Consider the following 12,781-nt stretch of genomic DNA (forward strand, 5'->3'; position numbering starts at 1 on the left):
ATGCGGTCGGTGGTGATGAGCCTTGAAAGGGAGGCGCGGCGGCTACGAAGGCCATGATCCCCCGGCGGTCGGCCCGCGTCATCGCAGCGTCCGGCCGTCCGGCAGCGTACGGCCGCTCAGCAGGGCCACCAGAGACCCGCTGTCGGCCCGCACGACCCGTCCGTCGCCCCAGCTCCAGTCGGTGTCGGTGGCCTCCAGCCGGACCCCGGTCAGGTCGATCCCGAACAGGGCGCCGTCGGCGGCGGTGAGCTGGTCGAGGACGGCGACAACCGCCTCCGGCGCAGCGACCGGCGCCCGATCGAGCGCGATCGTCACGTCCAGGGAGTGGATGACGGCGTGGCTGAGCGCACCGGCGGCACCGCCGCCGGGCGGCTGCCAGCCGTGCAGTCGGGGTGACCGGAGCTGGTCGAGCAGGTCGGCGACGGGTAGCGCGGCGTCCCGTTCGGCAACCGCGTTCGACAGCACCGCGAAGTCGCCGTGGGCCGCCGCCAGCTCGGCCCCGAACCGCTCGTGGGTCAGCCGCGCCGGCATGGTGACGTGCGCGACCACGTGGCGAACGAGCCACTTGTCGCACAGCGTCGGGGCGTCCCAGATCTCGACGGGCGAGTCGGCGAGGAGGTCGGCGAACGCGAGGTAGGTGGGCGCCACGAAGGACTGCGGATCGGTCACTGTCGGTCTCCCGGTGCGAGGCGGGCCAGATGCTCTTCGAGCCTGTCGAGTGAGGTGAGGAAACCGGCGCGGGCCTCCGGCAGGCACATCAGCTCGGGCACGTGCCGCTGGTGGATGACCACGGCGGTGCCGCCGTCGCCGAGGTCGTCCAGGGTGCTGGTGGTGTGCATCCCGGTGGCCGGCTCGACCCAGGCGAGCCGCTCGGGCGGGACGACCTCGGTGAAGGTGGCCGTCATCCGGTGGCTACCGAGCTCGCCGACCATCAGGGTCTCGAAGCGCCCGCCGGGGTGCAGCTCCACGACGATGCCGTCGATCGGGGTCGACATGCCGCTCGGCCCCCAGAACCGGGCGAGCTCGGCCGGCTCGGTGAGGCACCGCCACACCAGCTCGCGTGGCGCGCGGAAGACCCGCCGGTAGACGAGCTCGTCGTCGCTCACCGTTCCTCGCCCTGCTGTACGCGGGCCAGGTGGCCCTCCAGCCGGTCCATCCGGTCGGACCAGGTGCGCCGGCTCTGCTCGATCCAGGACAGCGCGGTGTCGAGGGCCGCCGGTTCGAGCCGGCAGGGCCGGGTCTGCCGGTGCCGCCCCTGGCTGATCAGACCGGCCCGTTCGAGCACCCGGATGTGCTGCGAGACGGCCTGCAGGCTCATCGCGTACGGCTCGGCCAGCTCCTTGACCGTCGCCTCGCCCGTGCTGAGTCGCGCCACGATGTCGCGTCGGGTGGGGTCGCTCAGCGCGGTGAACAGGGCGTCAAGGCGGTGGTCCCGGGTGGCGGTCGGCATGGGGCTTACTCAAGCATCTACTTAATCAAGTGTCAACTGGAGCGCGGCGGTGATCTTCGGTGGCCATACTGGGCCCATGAAGCTGGCTGAGGCCCTGGCGCTGCGCGCGGACGCGGCGCGGCGCGCCGAACAACTCCGGGCCCGGATCACCGCCAGCGCCCGCTACCAGGAGGGCGAGGCGCCCGCGGAGGACGCGTCGGCTCTCCTCACCGAGGTGAGCGAGGTGCTCGGTGAACTGGAGTCGCTGATCCGGCGGATCAACCGCACCAACGCCGCCACCGGGTTGGAGGGGATCGGCACCCTCACCGACGCGCTCGCGCGTCGGGACGTACTCCGGCTGCGGCACGGTGTGGTCGCGGCCGCGGCGGACGCCGCCGCGGGCGACGGCCAGCGCGGCTACCGTCAACTGCGCTCCGAGTTGAAGATGATCCCGGCGCTGCCGGTGGCGGAGCTGCGCCGGCAGGCGGACGACCTCGCCCGGCAGCTTCGCGAGGTGGACACGTTGATCCAGCGGACGAACTGGGAGGTCGAGCTGCTGGACTGAGGAGTCGCGGAGCAGGTAGCCGACGTGGAGGCGTGCACGGAACCCCCGAGCCGGGGGGATATCCGGCTCACCCGTCGCGCGCCGAGGGCAGGCGCCGGGGTTCGATTCCCCGATTAACATCGCACGCCCAGCACACCTCACAGGTGACGGCGCACAGGGTACGGCACACCACCAGGTGCAGATCCACGACGGCGAGGGTGGGACAGGGGACCTCCGCGACCCTCCAGCAGATGGCCGAGCGGTTCGGCGTTGGGGCAGACTGTCGACGATGACCATTCAGGTGTTGCCCGCCAACCAGCCCGAGACGTTCTACCGCGGTGCCGGCCGGATCGCCGAGTTCCGTGCCCTGCCGGCGCTGCCCGACCGCCCGGAGGACTGGGTCGGCTCGGTGACCAGCCGGTTCGGGCTCGCCCCGTCCGGCCTGTCGACACTGACCGACGGCCGGGAGCTGGCCGAGGCGATCGCCGCCGACCCGCGCTGGTGGCTCGGCCCGGACCGCGCCGACACCGGGGTGCTGGTGAAGCTGCTCGACGCGGGGCAGCGCCTGCCGTTGCACGTGCACCCGGACCGTCGCTTCGCCACCGCGCACCTCGCCTCGCCGTACGGGAAGACCGAGGCCTGGGTGATCGTCTCCGCGCGGCCCGGCGCGTACGTGCACCTGGGGTTCGCCCGGGACGTGCCGGCCGACGAGCTGGCCGGCTGGGTGGGCGGGCAGCAGACCGAGGCGATGCTCGCCGCCACCAACCGGATCCCGGTCGCGGCGGGTGACGCGATCCTCTGCCCGGCCGGCCTGCCGCACGCGATCGGCGACGGCATCCTGCTGGTCGAGGTCCAGGAGCCGACCGACTTCTCCGTGCTGCTGGAGTACGAGAGCTTCGGCCTCGCCGACGGCCACCTGGGCCTGGGCTACGACCTGGCCCTGCAGTGCGTCGACCGGAACGCCTGGACGCCGTCCCGCCTCGCCGACCTGCGCGGCAGCGCCGGCCGACTGCTGCCCGAAGCCGCGGACGACTTCTTCGCCGCCCATCGCCTGCGCGGCGGTGACCGGCTGGACCAGGGCTTCTGCGTGCTGGTGGTAACGGCCGGCGCGGGCCGACTGGTCGGCGAGCACGACGACCTGCCGGTGCGCCGGGGTGACACCCTGCTGGTGCCGTACGCCGCCGGGCCGCTGCTGCTCGACGGCAAGGTCGAGGCGATCCGGCTCGCCGGGGCCGCCTGAGCGTCAGGCGCCCGCCGGCCCGGATTTCCCCGGCGGCAACCGTCGGTCGGCGCGGCGGCCACCTGCGTACCGCAGGGTCCTGGGGCATGATGCGCACCCTGAGCGCCGCGATGACGGTGAGCGCCGTCGTCGCCGCCCTGCTCGCCCCGCTGCCGGCCGGCGCCGCCGGTGGCCGGCCCGCCGTGGTGACCACCGACAACGAGACCCCCGTCCTGTACGACGACGAGGCCGGCGGCAACGCCTCCGGCGACGACCCGGCGATCTGGGTCCACCCCACCGACTCCCGCCGGTCCGTCGTGATCGTGACCGCCAAGGAGGGCGGCCTGCGGGTCTACGACCTGCGCTCGCGCGAGCTCCAGTCGCTGCCGGCCACCGCCGCGCCGCGCGCCGACGGGGTCGCGGGCCGCTACAACAACGTCGACATCGCGTACGACGTTCGGCTGGGCGGTCGCTGGGTCGACGTCGCCGTCGTCTCGGACCGCTACAACGACCAGCTGCGGTTCTTCGTCATCGACCCGGCGGGCGCGGCGGCACGCACCCCGCTGACCGAGGTCACCGCGCCCGACCAGCGCTTCCTGTTCAACCCGGACCGGGCGGCGGTGGACGACGAGCAGACCGCGTACGGCCTCGCCGTCTGGCAGCCACGGCCGGGTGAGACGTACGCCGTCGTCACCCAGGAGGGCACCACCAAGGTCGCCACCGTGCGGATCACGGAGACCGGCGGGAAGCTCGGCTACACCGACAACCAGCAGCTCGCGCTGCCGAGCAGCTTCCGGCTGCCGGACGGTACGAACTGGGTGCCCTGCGAGGAGCCGGGCGTGCTGCCGCAGCTCGAAGGTCTCGCGGTGGACCAGCGCTCGGGCGTGCTCTACGCCGCGCAGGAGGACGTCGGCCTGTGGCGGCTGCAGCTCCCGCTCGGCCCGCGCAGCCGGCCGACCCTGGTCGACCGGGTCAGGGACTACGGCATCCACGACGCGTACGACAGCGAGACCGAGGAGTGCGAGCCGGTCGACCCGAACGCCAAGGGGTACGGCGGCAACCTGCTGACCGCCGACGCGGAGGGCGTCGACATCTACTACGGGCGGGGCGCGACCGGGTACGTGCTCGTGTCCAGCCAGGGCGATGATACCTTCGCCGTCTACCAGCGCCAGGGCACCAACCGGCCGGTCGGCAGCTTCCGGGTCAAGGGCGTCGCCGGCGCCGACGACATCAACGGCTCCGATGGACTCGCCGTGACCAACCGGCCGGTCGGCAAGTACCGCGAGGGCCTCTTCGTCTCGCACGACGAGCCGGAGACCGGGCCCGACGTGGACGAGGAGCGGGACGCCACCAACTTCTCGTACGTCTCCTGGGGCGACATCGCCCGCGCCCTGTCCCTGACGGTGGACACCCGGGCCGGCAACGACCCCCGCTTCCGCTGACCCTCGAACGACGGCCGGCCGGCTCGTCTTCGGGCCGGCCAGCTGTCGTTCGCCGCAAACGTAGCCCGAATGACGGTAGGAGCTAGGAGGGTAGAACATTTAGTTCTACACTCGTGCCCATGGAGCGCATCGGTGTCCGGGAGCTGAACCAGAACACGAGCCAGGTGTTGGCGCGGGTGAGTGGTGGCGAGACTGTTGAGATCACCGACCGCGGACACCCGATCGCCCGACTCGTTCCGGTGGGCGATGACAGGTCGGTGTTGGCCAAGTTGGTGGCGGCAGGGCGAGCCGTCGCACCCACTGGCGGCGGCTCCGTGCCGCTTCCTCCGAAGCTCGGTGACGAGAACGTTGATGTGGCGGCCTCGCTCGCTGCGATGCGGGACGAGGAGCGCTGGTGATCTATCTCGATTCCGCAGCCGTCGTCAAGCTGGTGCGGCAGGAGGCGTGTAGCGCGGACCTTGTCTCCTGGCTGAATACGCACGACGACGTGCCGCTGGTCTCCTCCGCTCTTGTCGAGGTGGAGGTGCCCAGGGCGCTGCGCCGATCAGCCCCGCAAGCCTTGATCGGGGTGCCGGCTGCCGTCGGACGGCTGTTCCGGCTGGAGATCGACAGCACGATCCGCGCGACCGCAGCCGCGTTCGCCGAGCCGATGCTCCGCAGCCTCGACGCCATCCACCTGGCCACCGCCCAGGTGCTGACCAACGAGTCCGGCACGGCACTGACCGCCTTCGTCACCTACGACCGGCGGCTGCTCGAATCCGCCAAGGCGGCAGGACTGCCTGTAGCGAGCCCCGGGCAGAACTGACGCGAATCCGTCACCCATAGTACGAGGCCCGTCAGTTCATGCGTCCGGGCCGGCTTATGCGTAGTCGCACTGCGGGTTCGGCCTCGACGTCATCTCGATGATGTCGTTGAGCCTGTCCCGGGCGCTCATCAGCTCGGCGATCTGCGCGTCGATCCGGTCCCGCTCCGCCGCCAGCCGCGCCCGCGACTCCGGCGTGCTCTCGTTGGCGTCCACGCACGGCATGAGCTCGGCGATCGTCCTGCTGGAGAGCCCAGCGCCGTACAGCTGCTGGATCAGCCGGACCCGGTTGACCGCCGCGTCCCGGTAGCGCCGCTGCCCGCTCTCGCTGCGGGTCGAGGTGAGCAACCCCTGCTCCTCGTAGTAGCGCAGCGCCCGCACGCTCACCTGCGCCCTCGACGCCAGGTCCCCGATCCGCACTGTGACCCACCTCGCAACACTTGCCTCTGACGTCAGCGTCAGGTCATACCGTAGCCGTATGCAGATCAACGGCACGAAAGCCCTGGTCACCGGCGCCAACCGTGGCCTCGGCAAGGCCTTCGCCGAGGCGCTCCTCGCCCGCGGCGCCACCACCGTCTACGCCACCGCCCGCCGACCCGACCTGATCGACATCCCCGGTGTCGTCCCGCTCCGGTTGGACATCACCGACCGGGAGTCCATCGACGCCGCGGCGGCCGAGGTGGGCGACCTCGACATCCTGATCAACAACGCCGGCATCTCCACCCACGCCCCGCTGCTCGGCCCCTCCACGGACAACATCCGTCGCGAGTTCGACACCAACTTCTGGGGCACCCTCGACGTCATCCGCACCTTCGCCCCCCGCCTCGCCGGCGGCGCCATCCTCAACGTCATCTCGGCCCTGAGCTGGTACGCCTTCGCCCCCGCCAGCAACGGCTACGCCGCCTCCAAAGCCGCGGAATGGTCGCTCACCAACGGCGTACGGCTCGAACTGGCGGGCCAGCAGACGCAGGTCACCGCCCTGGCCCTGGCCATCGCCGACACCGACATGATGGCCGGCGTCGACATCCCGAAACTCCCGCCGCACGAGGTGGTCGCCCAAGCCCTGGACGGGCTGGAGGCGGGCAGGTTGGAGGTCGTCGCCGACACCCCCACCGCGAGGGTGAAGGCGTCCCTGTCCCGCGACCCCGCCGAGTTCTACGCCGACATCCCCGCCGCCCTCTTCGGCTGACGCCACCTTGTGCACTGTCCGACGTCCAGCTCGGCGTAGTAGTCGACCACCGCCTCCGGGCCGGCCAGGTCAGACGAGACGTTGGATGCGGATCTTGGGACGCTCGTTCCTGAGGTGGCCGTGCTTGTGCTGGCGGACCTGCTCGTCCCAGACCTCTTGGTCGTAGTCCGGATCTGGCGGGATCCACTTGTGGGAGCCGTCGCTGTAGTGGAACTTCTCGTCCCCGGGCCGCAGGACACTCACCGGGTCCAGCCAATGAACCGGTGGTGCAGGTGACCGGCGGGGACGTGGCCCAGGTCCTGGGTGGCATCGACGAGTTGGGCGGCCAGGTAGAGGGCCAGCGACACCGGGGCGCGGTCGAATTCCGCTCGCAACTCCCGGCGTCGGGTCTGGCACGGCCAATCGGTCCCGCAGCCGCCGCACGTCCACGCCGGGCTCACCGGACCGTGAGCGGTCACCGCACGCCGCCGAGGAACCGCGCGGTGATCGCCCGGGCCGCGCGGCTGGTCGCCCACTCCACCTGCCAACAGGGGTACGGCGTCAGCCGCGACCACCATGCCCGGCAGCCGACGCACATGCCGTCGACTCCGCGAACGTGCACCGCGACGATCGCCTGCTCCTGGCTGTCGCTCACCGCGTACCCTCCCGCGGCCAGTGTCGACGCGCGACCGGTACGCGGTGAACGACCCGGCAGGGTAGGTCGGACCCGCACCGGCACACGCGCCGCCGGCTGCTCCGGGACCAGACGGGGCGGTGTCGCTGAGCCAGGGTCAGGGCGGTCACCGACACGTACTCGTCGTACGAGACGCGCAGCCTGCGGGTCACAGTCCGCTCGTCCAACTCGTCCGGCCAGGGTGCGGGCGGGATCTGCGGCCTCCGCAGTCGGGGCAGTTCAGTGCCGACCCGCACCGTCGGCACCATCGGGACTTGACCTTGAACAGGAACAGTCCGGCGGCGAAGCCGAGCATCGCGACCACCGCCAGGACGAGGGATGGAACCACTGCGTTGCCTCCCTGACTCGGCCTCTCGGCAGGGACGCAGCCCGCTTCGGGTGGCGGGCCGCGCCCCTGCCGAGAGGCGTCCGAGGCCGGACGGGCGGTGAGCCCCTGCGCTCGCGAGCCCCACCGCCGCACTGCGCGGCTTTCGTGTGCCGCACCGACCTGACATGCTCATGCCCATAGTGCCCATGCACTAGTGAGAATGCAAGCATTGCATCAGCATGTACGTCACTTGCCTGGCCTGGCTGTCGGTTGCATCCGCACGGCGGGCACACTCTGACTACGACAGGAGCGAAGGGGCATGGAGTTGTCAGCTCGACGGCAACCGCCCACCGTGCGCCTCCGGCGGCTCGCGGCGGAGCTGCGCGGCCTGCGCACCGCGGCCGGTCTCACCCGCGACGAGGTCAGCGAGCAGACCGGCATCAACCCCGCCACCCTCTACCGCATCGAGACGGCCAAGGTCCGCCCACAGCGCCGCACCCTGATGGCGATGCTCGACAAGTACGGCATCACCGACGAGGACAAGCGCACCGAGTTGATCGCCCTGTCGCGCCAAGCCGCGCAGCTGGGCTGGCTCCAGGCGTACGAGTCGGAGCTGCCGGAGCTCTACACCACGTACATCAGCTTCGAAGCCGAAGCCCGCTCGGTCCACAACTACGAGTCGCTCTTCGTCCCCGGCCTCCTCCAAACCGAGAACTACGCCCGCGCCGTGATCCGGGGCGTGTTGCCGCTGGCGACCGACGCGGACGTGCAGGCTCGGGTGGAGGCGCGCATGCAGCGGCAGGAGTCGCTCCTCAAGACGGAGCCGCTGCGCCTCTGGGCGATCCTCGACGAGGCCGTCCTGCACCGGTTGACCGGCGGGCCAGCCGTCATGGCCGAACAGCTCGACGCCCTGGTGACCGCAGCGGGCCAGCCGCACATCACACTCCAGGTCATCCCATTCACCTCGGGCGCGCACGCCGGCATGCCCGGCTCGTTCGTCGTCATGGATTTCCCCGACCCAGCCGACCCTGCCCTGGTGTACGTCGACAGCATGGCCGGCGACCTGTTCCTCGAACGGGAAGCAGACGTCCGCCGCTACACCAGCACGTTCGAACACCTTCGTGCCACCGCACTCGACCCGACCAGCTCTATCAAGCTGATCCAGGAACACGCCGCCGCGATCAGTCAGGAAGGAGGTACGGGATGACCTCGGTCGACCTGTCCCGTGCCAAGTGGAAGAAGAGCACCCGGTCCAGCGGGAACGGCCAGTGTGTCGAGGTCGCCGACCTCGCTGACGCGGTGGCTCTCCGGGATAGCAAGGACCCGACCGGCCCGGCTCTCCTGTTCCGCCGCGAAGGTTGGACCAGCTTCCTGGCCGGCGCCAAGCAAGGACAGTTCACTCAGCGGTAGCAACTACGACCGGTCCGGCAGTTCATCACCCGCGTCGACGCGGCCCTCGGCGCGCGAACCGCCCGACCATCGCCACCGGCGACCCGCTACCGGGACGTTTGGCCAGTTCAAGGGGTTCTCAGTCGGTCAGTTCGGCGCACGCCCACCGACACCCCTCGTCCCGACGTACGGTCAAACGTACGTTTGACCGTACGTTCTGCTCTTGGGGGGCCAAGTGAAGGTGCTGACAATCAGCGACGTTCGTAAGAACCTCGCCGCCGTGGTCGATGCGGTGATCGATGATGCCGAGGAGTGCATCATCCCCCGCGGCGGCGGCAAGGCCGTCGTCATGGTTTCGCTCGACGAGTGGAACGCTATGAACGAGACGCTGCATGTTCTCGGTTCCGCCTCGAACGCCCGCCGTCTGCTGGAGAGCATCGCCCAAGCCGATGCTGGCCTACCCGAGGAGCATCCGCTCGACTCGAAGTCCTACTCTCCGAAACCCGGCAAGGAAGCCGCATGAGCTTGCGCATCGTCTTCACTCCCAACGCATGGGAGGACTACGACGGCTGGTTACGCCGGGACGTGAAGATGGCCCGCCGCATCAGCAACTGATCCTCGACGTTCAACGGGATCCACACGGAACCGGTCTCGGCAAGCCTGAACTGCTGAAAGGCCCGCTCTCTGGATGGTCGTCCCGCCGCATCAATGACGAAGACCGGCTCATCTACCGCGTCCGTGGCGGCGACCTGGAAATCGTCGCCTGCCACGGCCACTACCTCGACAAGTAGAAGCGGCCCACCCCAGCATCCCCCTCATAAGGCGCAGTGGTTCGCATCCAACATCTCGGTGGGCCGGAGGTGCCACCACGCGAACCACGCCGCCACGATCTCGGGTAACCCGTTACCGCTGACTTTGCCCAGCTCACGAGCCTCGGACGATGCCCGATGAGCCAGACCCGGCTCGCCCGGGTAGCGCAGCATGTCCCGGCTGGGTGATCGTTCGCGGCGCTGTTCCGCCCGCTCTGCCTGGCTCCTGCGGCTCGGGTGTCCAGCTGGCGAGCATGGGCAGAATTTGTGCCGTGGGTGAGTCGGGTTCGACGGTGTAGACGACCAGGCGTTGCTCGGGATCGTGCGGCCCGATGAGGGACTCGATGCCGAAGCTGAGCGGTCCGGCCGTCGGGTGGGCCAGGTGCTTGGTGACCGAGGTGCGGAAGGTTACCCGCTGGTCGTCCCACCACTGCGCGACGTCGGGATCACCGCTGCGCAACTCCTGCACCAGGTCGACGAGTCGCCGATCGTCGGGGTGGCGTCCCGCCTCGTAGCGCAGCGCTCCGACCGCGGCGGCGGCGAAGTCTGCCCAGTTCACGATCCGCACCCGCGCGTCGGGATCCAGGAAAAGCCACCGCGCGAACGACGACCCCGGCTCGAGGGCAGTGCCCAGTACCGCGCTCAACAGCCCGTTGCGCGCCAGCACCTGCGTACGGCGCCCCAGCAGCAGCACCGGGACGTGGTTGAGCACCCCCATCAGGCGCAGCATCCCCGGGTCGGGCTGCTGAGCGACCTCCGGCCGCGCCCATCGCCGGCGCGAGGTCGGGGCGGCAAGATCCCGCAGGTGGGCGCGTTCGATCTCGTCCAGCTGCAGCGCCTGCGACAACGCCTGCACCACCTCGTCGGTGACGGTGTGCTGGCGGCCCTGTTCCAGGCGGCTGTAGTGGTCCGGGCTCAGCCCGGCGAGCACGGCGAGTTCCTCCTTGCGTAGACCCGGCACCCGCCTCGGGCCGGGAAAGGCCTTGATGCCGACCTGGGCAGGGGTTAGGCGGTCGCGCCGGGACCGCAGGAACGCCCCCAGGGCAGCACGGTCAGCAGGCACCCACCCAGTGTAGGAGCACCCCACGGCGCGAACCTGGTCATGACGTGACCAGGCACAACGCGTCCTGGTGCGTGCCGTACGCCTGCGGTGAGGTGGGGACCATGACCTTCACCCAGACTCCCGCCGAGCAGACCCGCACCGTCCTGATCACCGGCTCCACCAGCGGCATCGGCGCCGCCACCGCCCGGACCCTGGCGGCGCAGGGATGGTGCGTCGTCGTCACCGGCCGCGATCAGACCCGTGGCGCCGCCGTCGTCGCCGACATCGAGGGCAGCGGTGGACACGCCGTGTTCGTCCCCTCCGACCTGACCAGCCCACCCGAGGTGTTGCGGGACTTCGCCCGCGCCGCCGCCGAGGCCGCCGGTGGGCGACTGGACGCGGTGGTCCACAACGCCGCCCTGTGCCCGGCCGTCGACACGGTGAGCCTCACCGACACCGACCTGGAGGCCACACTCGCGGTCAACGTCCGCGCCCCCCACGTCCTAACCGCCGCACTGGCCCCGATGATGGCCGCACGCGGCCACGGCGCGATCGTCGTCATCGGCTCGTGGATGGCTCACGTCGGGCACCCCTTCGTCGGGCTGTACTCCGCGACCAAGGCCGCCGAGATCCAACTCGCCCGCAGCTGGGCCGCGGAGTTCGGCCCCCGCGGTGTGCGGGTCAACACCGTCTCCCCCGGGGCGACGCGTACCCCGATCAACGCAGCCGACGGCGACGTCATCGCTCAGATGACCGCCGGCACCCCCGCCGGACGCCCCGGAACCCCCGACGAAACCGCCGACGCGGTGGCCTGGTTGCTTTCGAACCACGCCGGCTACATCCACGGCGCCGAGATCGCCGTCGACGGTGGCATCACGGCAACCCGCTCCAGCTGAGGCCAGCCGCGCCGACCCACAGACGACAACGCTGTAGAACATTTAGACGGCACTCACCGCCTTCGTCACCTACGACCAGTGGCTGCTCGAATGCGCCAAGCAAGCAGGATTTCCCGTAGCGAGCCCCGGCCAGAACTGACCCACGAATCCACCACCCTGGCGCAAAGTCCCGGCCGCGGTAGGGCAGCGCGGCCAAGACATCGGTCGTGGCCTGCGTTTCTGCGACCTTGCACCCCTCCGTTTGGGTATCCGTTTCGGTGGGCCGCCAGGGACTCGAACCCTGAACCTATGGATTAAAAGTCCACAGCTCTGCCATTGAGCTAGCGGCCCGCCGCACCAGGCTACCGGACCCCACCCACTCCGGCCTCCCGCCTTCCCGCCCGCCCGGCGAGCCCCCGCCGCCCGCCGGCGAAGCCACCGACCCAGACGCTCACACATGCACGCGAGCCCCTCGACCATGGCCCACACCCCACCCCACCAGGTGGAATCGAGGGCATGAGGACGATCTCGCTGGCCGCCGCCACCATCGTCACCGGGCTGATGGCGGGGCTGTTCTTCGCGTACTCCTGCTCGGTGATGCCGGGCCTGGCCGCGGTCGACGACCGGACGTTCGTCGGGACCATGCAGTCGATCAACCGGCGGATCCTGAACGGCTGGTTCCTGGCCGCGTTCCTCGGCGCGCTGCTGCTGATCCTGCTGGCGGTGGCGCTGCACCTGGGCGTACGCGGGCCGGTGCTGGCCTGGACGGTCGCGGCGCTGGCGCTCTACGGCGCGACGCTGTTGATCACCATGGTGTGGAACGTGCCGCTGAACGACCGGCTGGAGGCGGCCGGCCCGGTGGACCGGATCGCCGACCTCGGCGCGGTGCGGTCGGCCTTCGAGACGGCCTGGGTGCGGTGGAACCTGGCGCGGACGGTCACCAACGTCGCCGCGTTCGCCTGCCTGGTCGGCGCGCTGGTGTCCCGGCGCGGGTGACGGGGGTGGTCGGCCCCGGGCACCCGGGGCCGACCGCGCGCGCCCCGGCCCCGGCCGCTTCGGGG

At 70.7% G+C, this 12,781-nt stretch carries 19 protein-coding genes and 1 tRNA gene; 12 read left to right on the forward strand and 8 right to left on the reverse strand.

Annotation, left to right across the window (positions count from 1 at the left end):
* Window positions 1–78: 78 nt before the first annotated feature.
* The 3 genes from ACFY3U_RS08210 to ACFY3U_RS08220 are packed head-to-tail and all read right to left on the reverse strand — an operon-like array spanning window position 79 to window position 1,450.
* Window positions 79–669, reverse strand: a complete 591-nt coding sequence (locus ACFY3U_RS08210) for a maleylpyruvate isomerase family mycothiol-dependent enzyme (protein ID WP_387196888.1) — start codon at window positions 667–669, stop codon at window positions 79–81.
* Window positions 666–1,106, reverse strand: coding sequence for an SRPBCC domain-containing protein (locus tag ACFY3U_RS08215; RefSeq protein WP_387196891.1), 441 nt, complete (start codon window positions 1,104–1,106; stop codon window positions 666–668). Before ACFY3U_RS08215 ends, ACFY3U_RS08210 begins: the two co-directional genes overlap by 4 nt.
* Entirely contained in the window at window positions 1,103–1,450 is a 348-nt protein-coding gene (locus ACFY3U_RS08220; protein ID WP_387196894.1) for an ArsR/SmtB family transcription factor, read from the reverse strand. The genes ACFY3U_RS08215 and ACFY3U_RS08220 overlap by 4 nt, the downstream gene beginning before the upstream one ends.
* Window positions 1,451–1,526: 76 nt before the next feature.
* On the opposite strand from ACFY3U_RS08220, the gene ACFY3U_RS08225 reads away from it, so the two are divergent.
* The 5 genes from ACFY3U_RS08225 to ACFY3U_RS08245 all read left to right on the forward strand — a co-directional run bounded on the left by ACFY3U_RS08225 (window position 1,527) and on the right by ACFY3U_RS08245 (window position 5,439).
* Window positions 1,527–1,994: a DIP1984 family protein gene (locus tag ACFY3U_RS08225; RefSeq protein WP_387196897.1), complete on the forward strand. Its 468-nt coding sequence runs from the start codon at window positions 1,527–1,529 to the stop codon at window positions 1,992–1,994.
* 268 nt (window positions 1,995–2,262) lie between these two features.
* Complete coding sequence (locus tag ACFY3U_RS08230; RefSeq protein ID WP_387196899.1) at window positions 2,263–3,213, forward strand: class I mannose-6-phosphate isomerase; 951 nt, start codon at window positions 2,263–2,265, stop codon at window positions 3,211–3,213.
* Between the two features lie 86 nt (window positions 3,214–3,299).
* Window positions 3,300–4,634: a phytase gene (locus ACFY3U_RS08235; protein WP_387196902.1), complete on the forward strand. Its 1,335-nt coding sequence runs from the start codon at window positions 3,300–3,302 to the stop codon at window positions 4,632–4,634.
* A gap of 119 nt (window positions 4,635–4,753) precedes the next feature.
* Complete coding sequence (locus ACFY3U_RS08240; RefSeq protein ID WP_218105002.1) at window positions 4,754–5,032, forward strand: type II toxin-antitoxin system Phd/YefM family antitoxin; 279 nt, start codon at window positions 4,754–4,756, stop codon at window positions 5,030–5,032.
* Complete coding sequence (locus ACFY3U_RS08245) at window positions 5,029–5,439, forward strand: type II toxin-antitoxin system VapC family toxin (protein ID WP_387196905.1); 411 nt, start codon at window positions 5,029–5,031, stop codon at window positions 5,437–5,439. Before ACFY3U_RS08240 ends, ACFY3U_RS08245 begins: the two co-directional genes overlap by 4 nt.
* Window positions 5,440–5,493: 54 nt before the next feature.
* On the opposite strand, the gene ACFY3U_RS08250 is transcribed toward ACFY3U_RS08245, so the two are convergent.
* A complete protein-coding gene (locus ACFY3U_RS08250; RefSeq protein WP_387196908.1) occupies window positions 5,494–5,856 on the reverse strand; it encodes a MerR family transcriptional regulator in 363 nt (120 codons plus the stop codon).
* A gap of 58 nt (window positions 5,857–5,914) precedes the next feature.
* On the opposite strand from ACFY3U_RS08250, the gene ACFY3U_RS08255 reads away from it, so the two are divergent.
* Window positions 5,915–6,625 carry an SDR family oxidoreductase gene (locus ACFY3U_RS08255; protein WP_387196911.1) on the forward strand — a complete coding sequence of 237 codons (711 nt, stop codon included), beginning with the start codon at window positions 5,915–5,917 and terminating at the stop codon, window positions 6,623–6,625.
* 69 nt (window positions 6,626–6,694) lie between these two features.
* On the opposite strand, the gene ACFY3U_RS08260 is transcribed toward ACFY3U_RS08255, so the two are convergent.
* Both ACFY3U_RS08260 and ACFY3U_RS08265 read right to left on the reverse strand, forming a co-directional pair.
* Complete coding sequence (locus tag ACFY3U_RS08260) at window positions 6,695–6,868, reverse strand: hypothetical protein (protein WP_387196914.1); 174 nt, start codon at window positions 6,866–6,868, stop codon at window positions 6,695–6,697.
* Between the two features lie 211 nt (window positions 6,869–7,079).
* Entirely contained in the window at window positions 7,080–7,259 is a 180-nt protein-coding gene (locus ACFY3U_RS08265; RefSeq protein WP_387196917.1) for a hypothetical protein, read from the reverse strand.
* A gap of 665 nt (window positions 7,260–7,924) precedes the next feature.
* On the opposite strand from ACFY3U_RS08265, the gene ACFY3U_RS08270 reads away from it, so the two are divergent.
* The 4 genes from ACFY3U_RS08270 to ACFY3U_RS08285 all read left to right on the forward strand — a co-directional run bounded on the left by ACFY3U_RS08270 (window position 7,925) and on the right by ACFY3U_RS08285 (window position 9,785).
* Entirely contained in the window at window positions 7,925–8,812 is an 888-nt protein-coding gene (locus tag ACFY3U_RS08270; protein ID WP_387196920.1) for a helix-turn-helix domain-containing protein, read from the forward strand.
* Window positions 8,809–9,015: a DUF397 domain-containing protein gene (locus ACFY3U_RS08275; protein WP_387196923.1), complete on the forward strand. Its 207-nt coding sequence runs from the start codon at window positions 8,809–8,811 to the stop codon at window positions 9,013–9,015. The genes ACFY3U_RS08270 and ACFY3U_RS08275 overlap by 4 nt, the downstream gene beginning before the upstream one ends.
* Before the next feature lie 214 nt (window positions 9,016–9,229).
* A complete protein-coding gene (locus ACFY3U_RS08280; protein ID WP_387196926.1) occupies window positions 9,230–9,517 on the forward strand; it encodes a type II toxin-antitoxin system Phd/YefM family antitoxin in 288 nt (95 codons plus the stop codon).
* 28 nt (window positions 9,518–9,545) lie between these two features.
* Window positions 9,546–9,785: a Txe/YoeB family addiction module toxin gene (locus tag ACFY3U_RS08285; RefSeq protein ID WP_387196929.1), complete on the forward strand. Its 240-nt coding sequence runs from the start codon at window positions 9,546–9,548 to the stop codon at window positions 9,783–9,785.
* A 133-nt stretch (window positions 9,786–9,918) separates the two neighbouring features.
* Here ACFY3U_RS08285 and ACFY3U_RS08290 read toward each other — a convergent pair whose 3' ends face one another.
* Window positions 9,919–10,890 carry a helix-turn-helix transcriptional regulator gene (locus tag ACFY3U_RS08290; protein ID WP_387196931.1) on the reverse strand — a complete coding sequence of 324 codons (972 nt, stop codon included), beginning with the start codon at window positions 10,888–10,890 and terminating at the stop codon, window positions 9,919–9,921.
* Window positions 10,891–10,967: 77 nt separating this feature from the next.
* Between ACFY3U_RS08290 and ACFY3U_RS08295 the strand changes: the two genes are divergently transcribed.
* Entirely contained in the window at window positions 10,968–11,741 is a 774-nt protein-coding gene (locus tag ACFY3U_RS08295) for an SDR family NAD(P)-dependent oxidoreductase (RefSeq protein WP_387196934.1), read from the forward strand.
* Between the two features lie 258 nt (window positions 11,742–11,999).
* On the opposite strand, the gene ACFY3U_RS08300 is transcribed toward ACFY3U_RS08295, so the two are convergent.
* Window positions 12,000–12,071: transfer RNA gene (locus ACFY3U_RS08300), tRNA-Lys, on the reverse strand.
* A 165-nt stretch (window positions 12,072–12,236) separates the two neighbouring features.
* On the opposite strand from ACFY3U_RS08300, the gene ACFY3U_RS08305 reads away from it, so the two are divergent.
* The gene (locus ACFY3U_RS08305) at window positions 12,237–12,716 is read left to right on the forward strand and encodes a DUF1772 domain-containing protein (protein WP_387196937.1); all 480 of its coding nucleotides are present in this window, start codon (window positions 12,237–12,239) and stop codon (window positions 12,714–12,716) included.
* Window positions 12,717–12,781 lie beyond the last annotated feature (65 nt).

Source organism: Micromonospora sp. NPDC000089 (assembly GCF_042899365.1).
Lineage (GTDB): Bacteria > Actinomycetota > Actinomycetes > Mycobacteriales > Micromonosporaceae > Micromonospora.